Genomic DNA, 14,059 nt, shown 5'->3' with positions numbered 1-14,059 from the left:
GGCTCAAGCCCCCAGGTCGAAGCTCGGCGGCTGGGTCAGCTCGCTGTCCACGTTCATCAACACGCTGGCCAGCGACAGCGCCTGCCATAGCGGGGCTGGCATCTGCATGATGGCCTCGGGCGTCTTGGCATGGTGAATCCAGGCGCTGATCTGGTGGTGCTGGTCTGCCGTGAGCAGGCCACGGCTGAGCATTTCGTCAGGGGTGTTCAACGTCAAATCCTCGTTGCGGACAGCTGCCGGCCTGGCCGGCTCGCCGAGAGTTTGGGGATGGCGTGCAGCGCTCCGCTGCATCATGCCTCAGCTCGCGGCAACCAGCCGCAGCCAGGTGATTTCCGATGGCGCGCCCAGGCGCAGCGGCGGGCCCCAGTAGCCGGTGCCGCGGCTGGTGTAGACCCACAGGTTGCGCAGCTTGTGCAGGCCGGCGGTGAAGGGCTGCTGCAGCGGCACGAACAGGTTCCAGGGCCAGAACTGGCCGCCGTGGGTGTGGCCGGAGAGTTGCACGTCGAAGCCGGCGTCTGCCGCGGCGGGTGCGCTGCGCGGCTGGTGGGCCAGCAGCACCTTGGCACCTGCGCCGGCCGGCGCACCGGCCATCGCGCGCTGCGGGTCGCTGCGGTTTTCGGGCTCGAAGTGGCCGGCGCTGAAGTCGGCCACGCCGGCCATCACCAGTTGCGCGCTGCCGTGTTGCAGCACCACGTGTTCGTTGGTCAACACGCGCAGCCCCAGCTTGCCCAGCAGCGCCACCCATTCCGGCGCGCCGCTGTAGTACTCGTGGTTGCCGGTGACGAAAAACGTGCCGTGGCGCGAGCGCAGGCCGGCCAGCGGCGCGGCGTCGTCGTGCAGGTCCTGCACGCGGCCGTCCACCAGGTCGCCGGTGATGGCCACGGCGTCGGCCTGCAACTGGTTGACCCGGTCCACGATGGCCTGCACATACGGCTTCTTGACGGTGGGGCCGATGTGCACGTCGGTGATCTGGGCGATGGTGAAGCCTTCCAGCGCGGCCGGCAGCCCGGCCACCGGCACCTTTACCTCGCGCACCTGCGCTGTGCGGCGGGCGTTCAGGAAGCCCAGCAGCACGCCGAGCAAGGCCAGCACCGGCACGGTCTCGGCGGTGACTGCCGCCAGCGGCGGCAGCGAGGCAAACGGCATCGCGGCCAGCAGCACGAATTCGCGCAGCAGCGTCAGCACAAACAGCATCGAGAACAGGCCCAAAGCGGTCATGCCGGCCCAGGTCCAGCGGTCCGCGCTGCTGCGCGCGCGGGCCTTGCGGCCGAAGAAGGCGGCCGGAATGAGCATTGCGGAGGCGACCAGCACGGCGATGAGCAGGCCGCTGGCCCAGGGTCCTGGCAACTGCGGCGCGATGCGCCAGCCGATGTAGAGGTGGAGCAGGGCGGTCAGCAAGAGGATGGGCATCGTGGCCATGTGGGGCCGGGCGGTGGCGCTTCAAGCGGTCGGGAACACGGTTTGCCTGATACCGCCAGCCATTCCACGTTTCAGCCCAACAGGGAGATCCCATGTCCTCCAGCCCATCGGCGCCGGTCAATCGGCCCGTCGCACAGCCGGTCATCGTGCTCACAGGCGCCTCCAGCGGCATTGGCCGGGCCGGGGCGCTGGCGTTTGCCCGCGATGGCGCGCAGCTGGTGCTGGCCGCGCGTGGCCGAGAGGGGCTGGAAGGCATTGCGGCCGAGTGCCGGCAATTTGGCGCCGAGGTGCTGGTGGTGCCCACCGATGTGACCGATGCGACCATGGTGCAGGCGCTGGCCGAGGCGGCCATCGGTCGTTTTGGCCACATTGACGTGTGGATCAACAACGTGGGTGTCGGCGCGGTCGGTCGTTTCGAGGACACACCGGCGCAGGCGCATCGCCGCATCATCGAGACCAACCTGATCGGCCACATGAACGGCGCGCACGCGGTGGTGCCGCATTTTCGCGAACGCCAGCAGGGCACCTTGATCAACATGATCTCGCTGGGCGGCTGGACGCCTTCGCCCTTTGCCACCGCCTACACCGCCAGCAAGTTCGGCCTGCGCGGCTTCACCGAGGCGCTGCGGGCCGAACTGGGCGACCTGCCGGACGTGCACGTGTGTGCCGTCTACCCGACCTTCGTCGACACGCCCGGCTTCACGCACGGCGCCAACTACACAGGCAAGCACCTGAAGCCGCCTTCACCGCTGGTGGACCCGCGCGAGGTGGCGCTGCTGTTCGTCGATCTGGTGCACAACCCGCGGCCCACCGTCAGCATTGGCGCCGTGGCCTGGCCGGCGCGTCTGGCGCATGCGCTGGCACCGGACCTGGTCGCCAGCACCACCTACGGCCTGATGGACCGTTCGCTGGCCCATGCCGACCCGGCGGCGGTGAGTGCGGGCAACCTGTTCGCGCCGACGCAAGGCCACGCGATTGACGGTGGCTACCGTGACGCGCGGCACGCCGATGCGCGCAAGCTCGGTGCCTACGCGCTGGGCGCTCTGGCGCTGGTGGTGCTGGCGGCGCTGCGTCCCCGGCCGCGGCGGCTGGCCTGATCGCCTGCCACTTCGTCGTCGACGCAGCTCAGGCTTGCAGCAAGCCCTGCAGTGCCAGCGCGTTCGGCAGCGCTCCGCCAGCGGCGGTGTTGTCGAACAGGCACCAGCAATCGGCGCTGGCCGGCCAGGCGCGCAGTGCCCGGGCTTGCTGGCGCAACCATGCATCTTCGTAGCGGGACCAGTAGACGCGGGGCGAGCCATGCCAGCGGTGGTAGAGCAGTGCGCCGCTGCCGTCGCCCTGCCGGCCCAGCCAGCCGCCGGGCAGGGCGGCCTCGGGCACTTTGGCCGGGTCTGCGGCAGCGCGGCTGACCTTCAGGCTGGCGAGCGTGCGGTCTGCCGCAGGGGTGAACCAGCTCGCATGCCGCGGTTCGCAGACCACAGCGCCGGCGTACAGCTCTGCAAGCAAGGCGAAGAAGCTGCGCACCGGTCTGGCCTCGAAGGCGAACGATGGTGGCAACTGCACCAGCAGCACCGCCAGCTTGTCCCCGAGACCGCTCGCTTCGTGGAGGAATTGCTGCAGCGGCTTGCGCGCCCGGCGCAGCCGTGCCTCGTGCGTGATGGCCTGCGGCAGCTTCACGGCGAAACGGAAGCCCGGCGGCGTCATGGCCGCCCAGCGGGCGTAGACCTCCGGCGCATGGTGGCGGTAGGCGGACGTGTCGATCTCGGCGCAGTTCATCACCCGCGCATAACGCGCCAGGTGCTGGCCCTCGCCCGAGAATGCCGTCGCCACCTCTTTGGGAATGGACCACCCGGCGGTGCCGATGTGCATGAGATGCCTTGAAACCGACGATGCGGTCTCTCGGCAAGCCGGGTGCCGGTGTGGCTCAGGCCTGTTCCGGCAGCGGGTTGCGCATGCTCACGCTGATCAGGTTCCAGGCGTTGATGATGGCGATGGCAAAGGCCAGGTCGGCAATCTCCTCGTCGGAGAAGACGGCCTTCAGCAACGCGAACTCTTGGTCGCTGGCGTCCTTGTGCGGGATGTCGGTCACCAGCTCGGCCCAGCGCAGCGCGGCACGTTCGCGTTCGCTGAAAAACGGCGCTTCGCGCCAGCCGGCGACGGCGTTCAGGTGGCGCGGGTCGGCGTCCAGCTTGACCAGGTCCCGCCAATGCATGTCCATGCAATAGGCGCAGCCGTTGATCTGGGAGACGCGCAGGAACACCAGCTCGACCAGGCGGGCGCCCAGGCGGTCCTTGCGCAGCGCGCCGGAGGCCTGGTAGAGGCCCTTGAAGGCTTGCGGGGCGAGTTGGGAATAGGCGACGCGGGGGGCGTGGGCGGTCATGGTGGCAGTCTTTCGTGAAGCCGGGCCAGCACGATTGCGGCCCTCTCACTCATCAAGACGCGGCGACCTGGGCGCCTGTGACAGCCTTGCCGAAAAATCTCGCGGTGCGCTCAATGCAGTTGCTGCGCGATGCCTTGCAGCTTGTCCGGGTTGCGCACCACGTAGATCGCGACGATGCGCTCGCCGTCGGTCACGAAGGCCTGGGCCGATTCCAGCTTGCCGCCGAAGTAGCGAAGCAGCCCTGGCTCGCCGTTGACTTCGGCGAGGCGGTATGCCACGCCACCTTCCACCTTGCTCGGCAGCACGCCGTACAGGTTGGCAATGCGGTGGCCGCCCTGCAGCACCTTGGAAGACGCGGGCATCTTGCCGCCGCCGTCACCCACGAATTCGGCGTCTGCCGCGAGCAGCGCTTCCATGGCCTGCGTCTGGCCGCTCTGCGCTGCGTGCATGAACTTCGCCAGCAGCTCGCGGTGCGTGTGGCGTGGCACTTCGAAGCGCCGCTGGCCCTGGCGCACACGCTCGGTGGCTCGGTGCACCAGTTGCCGGCAGGCGGCCTCGCTCTTGCCGAGCATGGTGGCAATCTCGTCGTAGTCGCGGTCGAAGGCCTGGCGCAGCAGGAAGGCGGCGCGCTCGTCCACCGTCAGCCGCTCCAGCGCCCACATGAAGGCAACCGACAGGTCGCTGGCCAACTCGGCAACAGTTTCCGGCGTGCGCTCTTCCACCTCCACCAGCGGCTCGGGCAGCCAGCAGCCGATGTAGTCGGCCCGCTCGGCCTTGGCGGCGCGCAGCCGGTCGATGGACAGCCGCGTGACCACCGTCACCAGCCAGGCCTCGGCCGACTGCAGCGCCGCCTGGTCCGCCTGCTGCCAGCGCAGCCACGCGTCCTGCAGCACGTCCTCGGCGTCGGCCCGCGTGCCCAGCATGCGGTAGGCAATGGCGTGCAGGCGCGGGCGCGTGGCGGCGAAGGCGTCAGGGGTGGTGGTCATGGGCTGGCTCGAATCAGTCGGCATGAAGCCTAGACGGAGCGGCCCGGTAGTTTGTGACAGCGCGAGGCTGTTTTTCGCAAAGTGGCAGTGGACCTTGGATTGCCGCATCCCGCGGGGCCAGGGTCAAACTGTTTGCGGGCGCCTGCGAGCTGGCTCGGCAGGCGCCGGAGAGGTGGCCGCAGTGGGCCAGGATCTCAGGGGTTCGCGGCGCGGTAGGCGGCGCGATTGGCTTGGTGCATCGCCAGCCGCTCCTTGGCACCGGCCAGCCCGCGCTTGGTGTCGCGCAGCGCGGCTTTCACGCGGTCGCGCAGCACATGGAGGCGGGTGCGGTGCTTGTGAGCGGCAATGTTGTTGGCCATGAAAAAATGCTTTCTGAAGCGTTGTGAGGACATGGCTTGTACGCGTGGAAGCGCGGCCGGTCTGTGCGTTACCGCACATTGGGGCATGGGCGGGCCGGGCGCGCTACCCTTGGGGCTTGCTTTTCACCCACCGGAGCGCCTCTTGGCCACCTCACTGTTTCACCTGGCAATCCACGTCCGCAGCCTGGACGAGGCCCGGCAGTTCTACGGCGGCCTGCTCGGCTGCGAGGAAGGCCGCAGCACCGAGACCTGGGTCGACTTCGACTTCTTTGGCCACCAGCTTTCGCTGCACCTGGGCGAACCGTTTGCTGTCGCCAACACCGGCCGCGTGGGCGAACACATGGTGCCCATGCCGCATTTCGGCGTGGTGTTGGCACTGCCTGCCTGGCAAGCCCTGGCGGACCGGCTCAGCGCCGCAGGTGTGGAGTTCGTACTCGCACCCAGCATCCGCTTCCGCGGCGAGCCCGGCGAGCAGGCCACGATGTTCTTCCTGGACCCTTCGGGCAACCCGATCGAGGTCAAGGGCTTCGCGGACCTGGATGCGGTGTACGCCGCATGACGGCAGGCGCCATCCCCTTTGTCGCCCGCGCTGGCGACAGTGAAACCGATGCCTGGGTGCAGGCGCTGCAGCAAGCCATGCCAGGCGAGCGCGTCGTGCGCTTCGACGCATTGAGCGCCGAAGAACGCGCCACCTGCACCGTCGCCGTGGTCGCCAACCCGGAGCCTGCAGACCTGCGCCAGCTTCCGGCGCTGCAATGGGTGCAAAGCGTCTGGGCCGGCGTGGAGCGGCTGGTGGCAGAGCTGGGTGACACGCCGCTGAAGATCGTCCGCCTGGTCGACCCGCAGCTGGCTGACACCATGGCCGAAGCCGTGCTCGCCTGGACGCTCTACCTGCACCGCGACATGCCCCGCTACGCCCGCCAGCAGGCCGAGGCCATCTGGCAGTCTCAGCCCTACGTGCCCGCCCGCCAACGCACCGTGGGCCTGCTCGGCCTCGGCGCTCTTGGCGAAGCAGCCGCCCGCCGCCTGCTCACCGCCAATTTCCAGGTCCGAGGCTGGAGCCGCAAGCACAAGGCCATCGAAGGCGTGACCTGCTTTGCCGGCGACGATGAACTGCAGCCCATGCTCACCGCCTGCGACATCCTCGTCTGCCTGCTCCCGCTCACGCCGCAAACCACCGGCCTGTTGAACACCGAGCGACTGGCCTGGCTGCCACGCGGCGCGCAACTCATCAACTTCGCGCGCGGGCGGATCGTGGAGGACGAGGCCTTGCGGGCGGCGCTGGTCAGCGGCCAGATTGCGCATGCGGTGCTCGATGTGTTTGCGACTGAGCCGTTGCCGCCGAGCGAGTGGCAATGGAAGCATCCGGGGGTGACGGTGCTGCCGCATTGCTCGGGGCCGACGGACATGGGGACGGCCGCGGCGGTGGTGGCGGGGAGCATTGCGAGGTGGCGTAAAAACTGTGAGTTGGACTTTGTGAACCCAAACCGGGGCTATTGATGAACCAGAACGATCTTGCGGTGCACGCAGCGCTGAGATTCCGAACCGTGCTGCCGCAGTGGGGCTGTGCGATTTTTCTCGTGATGTCCGCGCAGGTGATCCATGCAGAGGAAGCGTCCGAGCGACATGTGATTTCTCCGGCAGCCATGGAGTGCATGAACCGCGATGGATACCCCAAGGAAGCCATACGTGCAGAGGCGACTGGCGTGACTGTAATTCGCGTTCATGTGGACGAAGAGGGCGTGGTGACAGACGCGGATGTCGTTAATTCTTCGGGGTCTACCAGAGCGCACAAAATTCTCGACAGGGCCACCATTGCAAAGTTCAAGTGCCCGGGACTTTTCAAGAAGACCGGGGCGCCATATGACCACGAAGTGAAATACGTCTGGCGGCTGCAGTAAGAGCGGCCATTCCCTGTGGCCGCCTGCCCATGACATTCGCCATCAAGACCGAAATCTCCGACCCTCGGGCCAAGACCTTCGACTTCCCCCGCCAGAAAACCATGTACGGCGGCAAGACGATTGCGGTGGGTGATGTGGTCTACCTGTTCGCCAGCGAGAACGAAGGTGGCATGGGCTTGGTGGCGCGTGGTGTCGTGACGGCGGCGGCGGCGGTGCCGCGCATGCCAGGCGTCGAGCGACAGACCCCACGGGTCAGCATCACCGTGGCGCGCACCGGGCTCGCCAAGCGTCGCCTGGGCCGCGCGGAGCTGGAGGTGTTTTCGGACTGGAACGACGGCCGGCCGGAGACGGAATTGAACTTCAAGTTCTACCGGCAGGCGACGAACAAGATCGTGGGTTTGTCGCCAGAGGCAGCGGCCTTCCTGGCTGGTTTCTTCTGACGCTCAGGCCTCGCGCTGCGCCGCCTGCACAAAGTCCACGAACGCCCGCAGCGGCGCGGGCAGGTGGCGGCGGCCGGGGTAGTAGAGGAAGGGGCCGGTGAAGGGGCGGCGCCAGTCTTCGAGGACGGGTATCAGCGCGCCGCTGGCCAGGTGCGGTTGCAGCCAGCCTTCAAACAGGTGGATGACCCCGCAGCCGGCGATGGCTGCGTCGACAGCGAGGTCCACGCCTGCGCCGCCCACGCGCACGACCAGCGGGCCGGTGGGGTCGACCGTGATGACTTCCCCGTTGCGCTCGAACTCCCAGCCTGGCATGGCGCCGCTGGCGAAGCGGCCGCGCAGGCAGGCGTGCTGCAGCAGGTCGCGCGGGTGCTCGGGGCGGCCTCTCGCTGCGAGGTAGGCGGGCGAGGCGGCGGTGGCCATGCATTGCTGGCGCGGGCCGATGGGCGTGGCGATCATGTCCTGCTCCAGCCGCTCGTCGTAGCGGATGCCGGCGTCGCAGCCGGCAGCCAGCACATCGACGAAGCTTTCGTCGACCGTCACTTCCAGCCGGATGTCCGGGTAGGCGGCAAGGAAGGGCGGCACCAGCGCCGGCAGTACCAGGCGTGCGGCGCTGGCCGGCACGTTGAGCCTGAGCGTGCCGGCGGGGCGGTCGCGGAAGCCGTTGACCACGTCCAGCGCGGCTTCGACCTCGACCAGCGCTGGCGCCAGCCGGTCCAGCAGCCGAGCGCCGGCCTCGGTGGGCACGACGCTGCGGGTGGTGCGATGCAGCAGCCGCACGCCCAGGCTGGCCTCCAGCCGGCGCACCGCCTCGCTCAGCCCCGAGGCGCTGATGCCGGCGGTGCGAGCCGCCTCGCGAAAGCCGCCGGCGCGGGCCACGGCCACGAAAAGCGCCAGGTCGGCCAGCGATTCCGCCATGGCAGTTCCCTTTCGATTGTTCGATTCAGCGCACGGCCCGTGCGCATTGAGGGTACTTATCGTACGCGGCCTGGCTGCCTACAGTGAGCCCACTTCGAAAGGAAACCTCATGAACGCAATCGACAAAGCCGGCACTTTCCAACTCGGCAACCGGCCAGTGAAGCGCGTGGGCTATGGCGCGATGCAGCTGGCCGGCCCCGGCGTCTTCGGGCCGCCCAAGGACCGCGCAGCCGCCGTGGCGGTGCTGCGCGCCGCCGTGGAGAGCGGTGTTGACCACATCGACACCAGCGACTTCTACGGCCCGCATGTCACCAACCAGATCATCAAGGAGGCGCTGCGCCCTTACCGGGACGACCTGACCATCGTCACCAAGGTGGGCGCGTTGCGCGGCCCGAACGCCGAGTGGATGCCCGCGCTTTCCGCCGAGGCGCTGCAGCAGGCGGTGCACGACAACCTGCGCAACCTGGGCCTGGACGTGCTGGAGGTGGTCAACCTGCGCGCCATGTTCGACGTGCACGGCCCGGCCGAAGGCTCGCTGGAGGCACCGCTCACCGTGCTGGCCGAGCTGAAGCAAAAGGGCCTGATCCGCCACATCGGCTTGAGCAACGTGACGGCCAGGCAAGTGGCGGAAGGCCGCAAGATCTGCCCCATCGCCTGCGTGCAGAACCGGTACAACCTGGCCAAGCGCGCAGACGACGCGCTGCTGGACCAGCTGGCCGCCGAAGGCACCGCCTACGTGCCGTTTTTCCCGCTGGGCGGCTTCACGCCGCTGCAGTCCGGCGTGCTGTCGGACGTGGCCAGTTCGCTTGCTGCCACGCCGATGCAGGTGGCACTGGCCTGGCTGTTGCAGCGCTCGCCAAACCTGCTGCTGATCCCGGGCACTTCGTCCGTCACCCACCTGCACGAGAACCTGGCGGCGGCTGAGCTGCAACTGCCGGCCGAAGCGGTGGCGCGGCTGGAGACGATTGCGGCCGGCAGCCAGCAGCCGGCGCATTGAGGTTCCTTTAAGCTAAGGCTTGCCGGCCGTGTCTGCCGCCGCCTTCGCGTAGGGCGCGAGGATGCTGCCGAGGTCCTCGTCCGACGCCTGGCGCTCGGGCAGCAGCGCCCGGTCCTGGATGCCGTGCAGATGCGCATCCATCAGGCTGACGGCACGCTCGGCGTTCTTCTCGCGCAGCGCCTGGATCAGGTCGCGGTGCTCGTTAACGGCGCAGTCGGACGAATGCGGCCGGCCGTAGACGGCGAGGATCAGCGAGCAGCGCGTGGCCAGCTCCGAGAGGTAGCGTGCCAGCACCGGGTTGCCGGCCATCTCGGCCAGCTTGATGTGGAATTCGCCAGCCAGACGGATCGAGGCCGTGCCCTGCTTGGCGCCGGCCGCCGCGTCTTCCTCGCGCACATGGGCTTCCAGCATCTGGATGGCGCCGGGCTTCAGGCGCGCAACGGCCAGCCGCACGATCTCCGCCTCGATGCAGCGCCTCGCCTCGAACACCGCGCGGGCTTCTTCCAGGCTGGGGCGGGCGACGGTGGCCGTGCGCTTGTTGCCGATCTCCACCAGCCCGTCTGACGCGAGCCGGGCCAGTGCGGCGCGGATCAGCGTGCGGCTTACCGCGAACTGTTCCGCCAGCGGGTCTTCCGGCAGCTTGGTGCCGGGGACCAGCGCGTGTTCGATGATGGCCCGGCGGATCGCCAGGTAGGCGGTGTCGGCTTTCTTGGAGAGGCTCACGGCGGCGCTGAAGCGGGAATCTGGAGGGCTTCATGTATACCAGATTAGCCGCCCATGGCGCACTGCATGCGCGATCTTGTGTGCACAAGACTTGTGCGGACGCACTGAGGCGGAGTGGGTTTCCCCGGCCGTGATCCTCAGATCGAGGCAAAGCCATGGGCGAAAGGTGTGAATTCGCTGGCACACACATTGCATACGGTGAGTGAAATTCACGTATACAAGATTTATACTTCTTGCATGCGTGAAGCTTCCAAAGCGGCCTGGACCTGGTCGCCAACCCTTGTTGTTCCCTTGGAGCCCGCCATGCAACGTCGCCATTTCCTCCATGCCGCCGGCCTGGGCCTTGCCGCTCCGGCGCTTTCCCTGTCGTCTGCCCCTGTCCGCGCGGCCAACCCGCCGCTGAAGATCGGCTTCATCTACTCGGGCCCGGTGGCCGACATCGGCTGGACCTACCAGCACGACCTCGGCCGCAAGATGATCGAGAAGGAATTCGGCGACAAGGTGCAGACCGTCTTCGTCGAGAAGGTGCAGGAAGGGCCGGACGCCGAGCGCGTGATGCGTGGGCTGATTCAGGACGACTGCAAGATGATCTTCGCCACGTCCTATGGCTTCATGGACCCGACCGCACGCGTGGCGGCGGATTTCCCGGACATCACCTTCGAGCACTGCTCCGGCTACAAGACCGCGCCCAACCTCGGCGTCTACCAGACGCGTTTCTACGAAGGCGCCTACCTGCTGGGCGTGCTGGCTGCCAAGCGCACCAAGACCAACATCCTGGGCTACGTCGCGTCATTCCCCATTCCCGAGGTGATCCGCAACCTGGACGCGTTTGTGCTCGGCGCCCGCAGCGTGAACCCCAAGATCACCGCGAAGGTCATCTGGATCAGCGCCTGGTACGACCCGCCCAAGGAACGCGAAGCCGCGCTCACGCTGATGAACCAGGGGGCGGACGTGATGTACCAGAACACCGATTCCGCGGCCATCGTGCAGCTGGCCCAGTCCAAGGGCGTGTGGGCTTTCGGCCAGGACTCGGACATGACCCGCTTCGGCCCCACCGCCCACCTCAGCGCCAACACGCTGAACTGGGGCGTCTACTACGTGCACAAGGTGCGCCAGAAGCTGGCTGGCCAGTGGAAGTCCGAAGACACCAAGTGGGGCATGAAGGAAGGCATCGTGCAGCTTGCGCCGCTGGGCCCTTCTGTCCCCAAGGAAGCCGTGGCGCTGTTCGAGGAAAAGAAGGCCGCCATCCTTTCGGCCAAGTTCCATCCCTTCACCGGCCCCATCGTGGACCAGGGCGGCAAGCAGCGCGTTGCAGCTGGCCAGGTCCTGGCCGAGAAGGAGCTGTGGACCATGAACTGGTACGTCGACGGCATCGTCGGCAAGCAGCCCTGACACCCATTCCATGAACATCGACTTCACCGCGCTGACGGCCTACCAGCGCTACAAGCTGATGGCCAGCCTGATCGTGCCGAGGCCGATCGCGCTGGTCACCACGCTGGGCCCCACCGGCGTGGTCAATGCCGCGCCGTTTTCCATGTTCAACATGGTGGGCGAGGACCCGCCGCTGGTGATGGTCAGCGTGAACCGCTTGAACGGGGAAGGGCGCATGAAGGACACAGCGGCCAACATTCTGCGCCACGGCGAATTCGTCGTGCACCTGCCGGACGAAGGCATTGCCGCGCAGATGCACGCCTGTGGCGATTCGTTGCCGCCGGAGCACAGCGAGGTGGACGCCGTGGGCTTCACGCTGCAGCCCTCGCAGGCGGTGAGCGTGCCCACCCTCGTCGAGGCGCCGGTGGCCTTCGAATGCGTGCTGCACGAACAGCTCACCAACGAGAGCCGCCACGTCTTCTTCGGCCGCGTGCTGGCGCTGCACGCCCGCGAAGGCCTGATCGACACCGAACGCTGGCGCGTGCGCCTGCAGGACTATTTCCCCGTGGCCCGCTTCGGCGCCAGCTTCTACACCCGCTCGCGCGACCGTTTCGCAATTGCCGGGCCCGACGAGGAGGCCCGCAGCACGCCCATCGACGAGATCTGATTTGCCATGCCACTCGACCAAGACGAACAGCACCTGCGCAGCGCCATCGCCGCCGCCCGCCAAGCCAGCGCCCGTGGCGACATGCCTTTCGGCGCGGTCCTCGTGAAAGACGGCCAGGCGCTGCTCACCGCGCTGAACAACCAGGTCACCACAAGCGACTGCACCGGCCACGCCGAGGTCGTGCTGATCCGCGAAGCCGCCGCGCAACTGGGCCCGGACGCGCTGCGCGGCGCGACGGTCTACGCCAGCGGTGAGCCGTGTGCGATGTGCTCGGGTGCGATGTTCTGGGCCGGCATCACCCGCGTGGTGTTTGGTGCGACGACGCCAGACATTGGCGCCGCACTCGGCGGGCCGTCGTTGGGCGCGCGGTGTGCGGATGTGCTGGCGTCTGCCTCGCCTCTGGTCGAGGTCCTTGGCCCGCTGCTGAGGGAAGAGGCTGTGGCGGCTTTGGCGCCGCATGCTTGACGGCGGCGGCGTTCTCTCAGCAGGGTTGTTCTTGATGGAGTGTAGGTATACCATGTACATACATCGACTCATGAGGAGCAGGCCATGGTCAAGCGGGCGCGCGTTTTCATGACTGGCGGGAGCCAGGCCATCCGCTTGCCGGCCGAGTTCCGGTTTGCCGGGGATGTGGTCTACGTACGCCGCAACGCTGACGGTGACGTGGTGCTCTCCGATCAGCCGCGCGAGCCCTACGCGGCGTTCATCGCGGCGCGGGCAGAGATCGGCACGGTGCCCGAGGGCTTCCTGTCGCAGGCAGAGCGGGCACAGGGCCGGGAGGTTCGGGATCCATTCGCCGGCATGGACGACGAGCCGGCCGGTGAGGGTGCATGACGCTCTACATGCTTGACACCAACGCGGTGGGCGCCGTCATGCGCGGTTCTGCCGCGATGGATGCGAAGCTGCAGGACCTGGACCGCTCCGCCTGGTGCATATCGGCGATCACGCACGCCGAAATCTGCTTCGGCCTGGCCTTGCGGCCGCAGGCCACCAAGCTGGCGCGAGCCGCCGGACTGTTCTTCGCTGCAACGACCACGGCCCCCTGGGACCAGGCTGCAGCCGAGGCCCACGGCCGCCTGCGCGCGCAACTGCGCCTGGCCGGCACGCCCATCGGAGACTTCGACGAAATGATCGCGGCGCACGCGCTCGCGATGGGCGCCGTGCTCGTGACCGACAACGAACGGCACTTTGCCCGCGTGGCAGGGCTGACCGTGGTCAATTGGCTCCGGGACGGTGGGGGCCAGGCTTCTTGAGTCGGTCTTCGTTTCAAGGACCCTGGCAGCATCCTGGACGATGGCTTGGCCGGCCGTGGTGGGCGACATACTGTTCGCCTCAACCCTGCAGGAGACACCCGACATGGCCAGCAAGAACACCATCTGCCTCTGGTACGACGATGCCGCGTTCGATGCGGCCACCTTCTACGCCGAGATTTTTCCGGACAGCAAGGTGACCGCGGTGCACCGCGCGCCGGGTGACTATCCCGCAGGCAAGCAGGGCAACGTGTTGACTGTTGAGTTCACCGTGGCGGGCATTCCTTGCCTGGGGCTGAACGGCGGGCCGGCGATGAAGCACAGCGAGGCGTTTTCGTTTCAGATCGCGACGGACGACCAGGCGGAGACGGACCGGCTGTGGAACGCCATCGTCTCCAACGGCGGCAAGGCAAGCGAATGCGGCTGGTGCAAGGACAAGTGGGGCCTGTCGTGGCAGATCACGCCGCGGGTGCTGATGGACGCGATCACCGACCCGGACCCGGCCGCGGCCAAGCGTGCCTTCGAGGCGATGATGACAATGGGCAAGATCGACATCGCGGCGATCGAGAAGGCGCGGCGAGGCTGAGAGGCCGCGGCCTCAGCGGTGGGCGTGGCCAGTGAGCACCGGGCGATGGTCATGCACATCGCCTGCGC

The 14,059-nt window shown here is 67.8% G+C and carries 20 protein-coding genes; 12 read left to right on the top strand and 8 right to left on the bottom strand.

Annotated elements, in window-relative coordinates:
- Nucleotides 1-3 precede the first annotated feature (3 nt).
- Both AC3WR5_RS31075 and AC3WR5_RS31070 read right to left on the bottom strand, forming a co-directional pair.
- Nucleotides 4-210: a hypothetical protein gene (locus AC3WR5_RS31075; protein ID WP_141291998.1), complete on the bottom strand. Its 207-nt coding sequence runs from the start codon at nucleotides 208-210 to the stop codon at nucleotides 4-6.
- Nucleotides 211-297: 87 nt separating this feature from the next.
- Nucleotides 298-1,419 carry a metallophosphoesterase gene (locus tag AC3WR5_RS31070; protein WP_492489564.1) on the bottom strand — a complete coding sequence of 374 codons (1,122 nt, stop codon included), beginning with the start codon at nucleotides 1,417-1,419 and terminating at the stop codon, nucleotides 298-300.
- 92 nt (nucleotides 1,420-1,511) lie between these two features.
- Here AC3WR5_RS31070 and AC3WR5_RS31065 point away from each other — a divergent pair, with 92 nt between their 5' ends.
- A complete protein-coding gene (locus tag AC3WR5_RS31065; RefSeq protein ID WP_492489563.1) occupies nucleotides 1,512-2,516 on the top strand; it encodes an SDR family oxidoreductase in 1,005 nt (334 codons plus the stop codon).
- A 28-nt stretch (nucleotides 2,517-2,544) separates the two neighbouring features.
- Here the strand turns inward: AC3WR5_RS31065 and AC3WR5_RS31060 are convergent, their stop codons facing one another.
- From AC3WR5_RS31060 to AC3WR5_RS31045, 4 genes are all read right to left on the bottom strand, one after another.
- Complete coding sequence (locus AC3WR5_RS31060) at nucleotides 2,545-3,285, bottom strand: DUF72 domain-containing protein (RefSeq protein ID WP_492489561.1); 741 nt, start codon at nucleotides 3,283-3,285, stop codon at nucleotides 2,545-2,547.
- A gap of 55 nt (nucleotides 3,286-3,340) precedes the next feature.
- Complete coding sequence (locus AC3WR5_RS31055; protein ID WP_492489559.1) at nucleotides 3,341-3,796, bottom strand: carboxymuconolactone decarboxylase family protein; 456 nt, start codon at nucleotides 3,794-3,796, stop codon at nucleotides 3,341-3,343.
- 110 nt (nucleotides 3,797-3,906) lie between these two features.
- Complete coding sequence (locus AC3WR5_RS31050) at nucleotides 3,907-4,806, bottom strand: RNA polymerase sigma-70 factor (protein WP_492489557.1); 900 nt, start codon at nucleotides 4,804-4,806, stop codon at nucleotides 3,907-3,909.
- A gap of 170 nt (nucleotides 4,807-4,976) precedes the next feature.
- Complete coding sequence (locus AC3WR5_RS31045) at nucleotides 4,977-5,141, bottom strand: hypothetical protein (protein WP_170200963.1); 165 nt, start codon at nucleotides 5,139-5,141, stop codon at nucleotides 4,977-4,979.
- Between the two features lie 142 nt (nucleotides 5,142-5,283).
- On the opposite strand from AC3WR5_RS31045, the gene AC3WR5_RS31040 reads away from it, so the two are divergent.
- From AC3WR5_RS31040 to AC3WR5_RS31025, 4 genes are read left to right on the top strand one after another with little or no spacing between them, the layout of a single operon-like run.
- Nucleotides 5,284-5,700 carry a VOC family protein gene (locus tag AC3WR5_RS31040; RefSeq protein WP_492489555.1) on the top strand — a complete coding sequence of 139 codons (417 nt, stop codon included), beginning with the start codon at nucleotides 5,284-5,286 and terminating at the stop codon, nucleotides 5,698-5,700.
- Entirely contained in the window at nucleotides 5,697-6,641 is a 945-nt protein-coding gene (locus AC3WR5_RS31035) for a 2-hydroxyacid dehydrogenase (RefSeq protein ID WP_492489553.1), read from the top strand. Before AC3WR5_RS31040 ends, AC3WR5_RS31035 begins: the two co-directional genes overlap by 4 nt.
- Entirely contained in the window at nucleotides 6,641-7,042 is a 402-nt protein-coding gene (locus tag AC3WR5_RS31030) for an energy transducer TonB (protein ID WP_492489551.1), read from the top strand. Before AC3WR5_RS31035 ends, AC3WR5_RS31030 begins: the two co-directional genes overlap by 1 nt.
- A gap of 29 nt (nucleotides 7,043-7,071) precedes the next feature.
- Nucleotides 7,072-7,482, top strand: coding sequence for a hypothetical protein (locus tag AC3WR5_RS31025; RefSeq protein WP_492489549.1), 411 nt, complete (start codon nucleotides 7,072-7,074; stop codon nucleotides 7,480-7,482).
- Nucleotides 7,483-7,485: 3 nt separating this feature from the next.
- On the opposite strand, the gene AC3WR5_RS31020 is transcribed toward AC3WR5_RS31025, so the two are convergent.
- A complete protein-coding gene (locus tag AC3WR5_RS31020) occupies nucleotides 7,486-8,397 on the bottom strand; it encodes a LysR family transcriptional regulator (protein WP_492489547.1) in 912 nt (303 codons plus the stop codon).
- A 109-nt stretch (nucleotides 8,398-8,506) separates the two neighbouring features.
- Here AC3WR5_RS31020 and AC3WR5_RS31015 point away from each other — a divergent pair, with 109 nt between their 5' ends.
- Nucleotides 8,507-9,394, top strand: coding sequence for an aldo/keto reductase family oxidoreductase (locus tag AC3WR5_RS31015; protein WP_492489545.1), 888 nt, complete (start codon nucleotides 8,507-8,509; stop codon nucleotides 9,392-9,394).
- A gap of 12 nt (nucleotides 9,395-9,406) precedes the next feature.
- Here the strand turns inward: AC3WR5_RS31015 and AC3WR5_RS31010 are convergent, their stop codons facing one another.
- Nucleotides 9,407-10,117: a GntR family transcriptional regulator gene (locus AC3WR5_RS31010; RefSeq protein WP_492489543.1), complete on the bottom strand. Its 711-nt coding sequence runs from the start codon at nucleotides 10,115-10,117 to the stop codon at nucleotides 9,407-9,409.
- Between the two features lie 303 nt (nucleotides 10,118-10,420).
- On the opposite strand from AC3WR5_RS31010, the gene AC3WR5_RS31005 reads away from it, so the two are divergent.
- From AC3WR5_RS31005 to AC3WR5_RS30980, 6 genes are all read left to right on the top strand, one after another.
- On the top strand, nucleotides 10,421-11,509 hold the full coding sequence (locus AC3WR5_RS31005) for a BMP family ABC transporter substrate-binding protein (protein WP_492489541.1): 1,089 nt from the start codon (nucleotides 10,421-10,423) through the stop codon (nucleotides 11,507-11,509).
- A 10-nt stretch (nucleotides 11,510-11,519) separates the two neighbouring features.
- Nucleotides 11,520-12,155, top strand: coding sequence for a flavin reductase family protein (locus AC3WR5_RS31000; RefSeq protein WP_492489539.1), 636 nt, complete (start codon nucleotides 11,520-11,522; stop codon nucleotides 12,153-12,155).
- 6 nt (nucleotides 12,156-12,161) lie between these two features.
- Complete coding sequence (locus tag AC3WR5_RS30995) at nucleotides 12,162-12,620, top strand: nucleoside deaminase (protein WP_492489537.1); 459 nt, start codon at nucleotides 12,162-12,164, stop codon at nucleotides 12,618-12,620.
- Between the two features lie 84 nt (nucleotides 12,621-12,704).
- Nucleotides 12,705-12,989, top strand: a complete 285-nt coding sequence (locus AC3WR5_RS30990) for an antitoxin (RefSeq protein WP_141287487.1) — start codon at nucleotides 12,705-12,707, stop codon at nucleotides 12,987-12,989.
- A gap of 8 nt (nucleotides 12,990-12,997) precedes the next feature.
- Nucleotides 12,998-13,408: a PIN domain-containing protein gene (locus AC3WR5_RS30985; protein ID WP_492489534.1), complete on the top strand. Its 411-nt coding sequence runs from the start codon at nucleotides 12,998-13,000 to the stop codon at nucleotides 13,406-13,408.
- 103 nt (nucleotides 13,409-13,511) lie between these two features.
- A complete protein-coding gene (locus tag AC3WR5_RS30980) occupies nucleotides 13,512-13,991 on the top strand; it encodes a VOC family protein (protein WP_492489533.1) in 480 nt (159 codons plus the stop codon).
- Nucleotides 13,992-14,059: the final 68 nt, after the last annotated feature.

The organism is Ideonella sp. FW305-24 (genome assembly GCF_058788035.1).
Note: the sequence above shows the minus strand (reverse complement) of the source record. Positions and strands in the feature narration are given on the sequence as shown.

Bases quoted from the DNA above. Each gene is read 5' to 3' on its own strand.
- AC3WR5_RS31035 (WP_492489553.1), top strand. From the start codon at position 5,697: ATGACGGCAGGCGCCATCCCCTTTGTCGCCCGCGCTGGCGACAGTGAA.
- AC3WR5_RS31045 (WP_170200963.1), bottom strand. From the start codon at position 5,141: ATGGCCAACAACATTGCCGCTCACAAGCACCGCACCCGCCTCCATGTG.
- AC3WR5_RS31065 (WP_492489563.1), top strand. From the start codon at position 1,512: ATGTCCTCCAGCCCATCGGCGCCGGTCAATCGGCCCGTCGCACAGCCG.
- AC3WR5_RS31055 (WP_492489559.1), bottom strand. From the start codon at position 3,796: ATGACCGCCCACGCCCCCCGCGTCGCCTATTCCCAACTCGCCCCGCAA.
- AC3WR5_RS31030 (WP_492489551.1), top strand. From the start codon at position 6,641: ATGAACCAGAACGATCTTGCGGTGCACGCAGCGCTGAGATTCCGAACC.
- AC3WR5_RS31050 (WP_492489557.1), bottom strand. From the start codon at position 4,806: ATGCCGACTGATTCGAGCCAGCCCATGACCACCACCCCTGACGCCTTC.
- AC3WR5_RS31005 (WP_492489541.1), top strand. From the start codon at position 10,421: ATGCAACGTCGCCATTTCCTCCATGCCGCCGGCCTGGGCCTTGCCGCT.
- AC3WR5_RS31020 (WP_492489547.1), bottom strand. From the start codon at position 8,397: ATGGCGGAATCGCTGGCCGACCTGGCGCTTTTCGTGGCCGTGGCCCGC.
- AC3WR5_RS31015 (WP_492489545.1), top strand. From the start codon at position 8,507: ATGAACGCAATCGACAAAGCCGGCACTTTCCAACTCGGCAACCGGCCA.
- AC3WR5_RS30980 (WP_492489533.1), top strand. From the start codon at position 13,512: ATGGCCAGCAAGAACACCATCTGCCTCTGGTACGACGATGCCGCGTTC.
- AC3WR5_RS31060 (WP_492489561.1), bottom strand. From the start codon at position 3,285: ATGCACATCGGCACCGCCGGGTGGTCCATTCCCAAAGAGGTGGCGACG.
- AC3WR5_RS30995 (WP_492489537.1), top strand. From the start codon at position 12,162: ATGCCACTCGACCAAGACGAACAGCACCTGCGCAGCGCCATCGCCGCC.
- AC3WR5_RS30985 (WP_492489534.1), top strand. From the start codon at position 12,998: ATGCTTGACACCAACGCGGTGGGCGCCGTCATGCGCGGTTCTGCCGCG.
- AC3WR5_RS31000 (WP_492489539.1), top strand. From the start codon at position 11,520: ATGAACATCGACTTCACCGCGCTGACGGCCTACCAGCGCTACAAGCTG.
- AC3WR5_RS30990 (WP_141287487.1), top strand. From the start codon at position 12,705: ATGGTCAAGCGGGCGCGCGTTTTCATGACTGGCGGGAGCCAGGCCATC.
- AC3WR5_RS31070 (WP_492489564.1), bottom strand. From the start codon at position 1,419: ATGGCCACGATGCCCATCCTCTTGCTGACCGCCCTGCTCCACCTCTAC.
- AC3WR5_RS31025 (WP_492489549.1), top strand. From the start codon at position 7,072: ATGACATTCGCCATCAAGACCGAAATCTCCGACCCTCGGGCCAAGACC.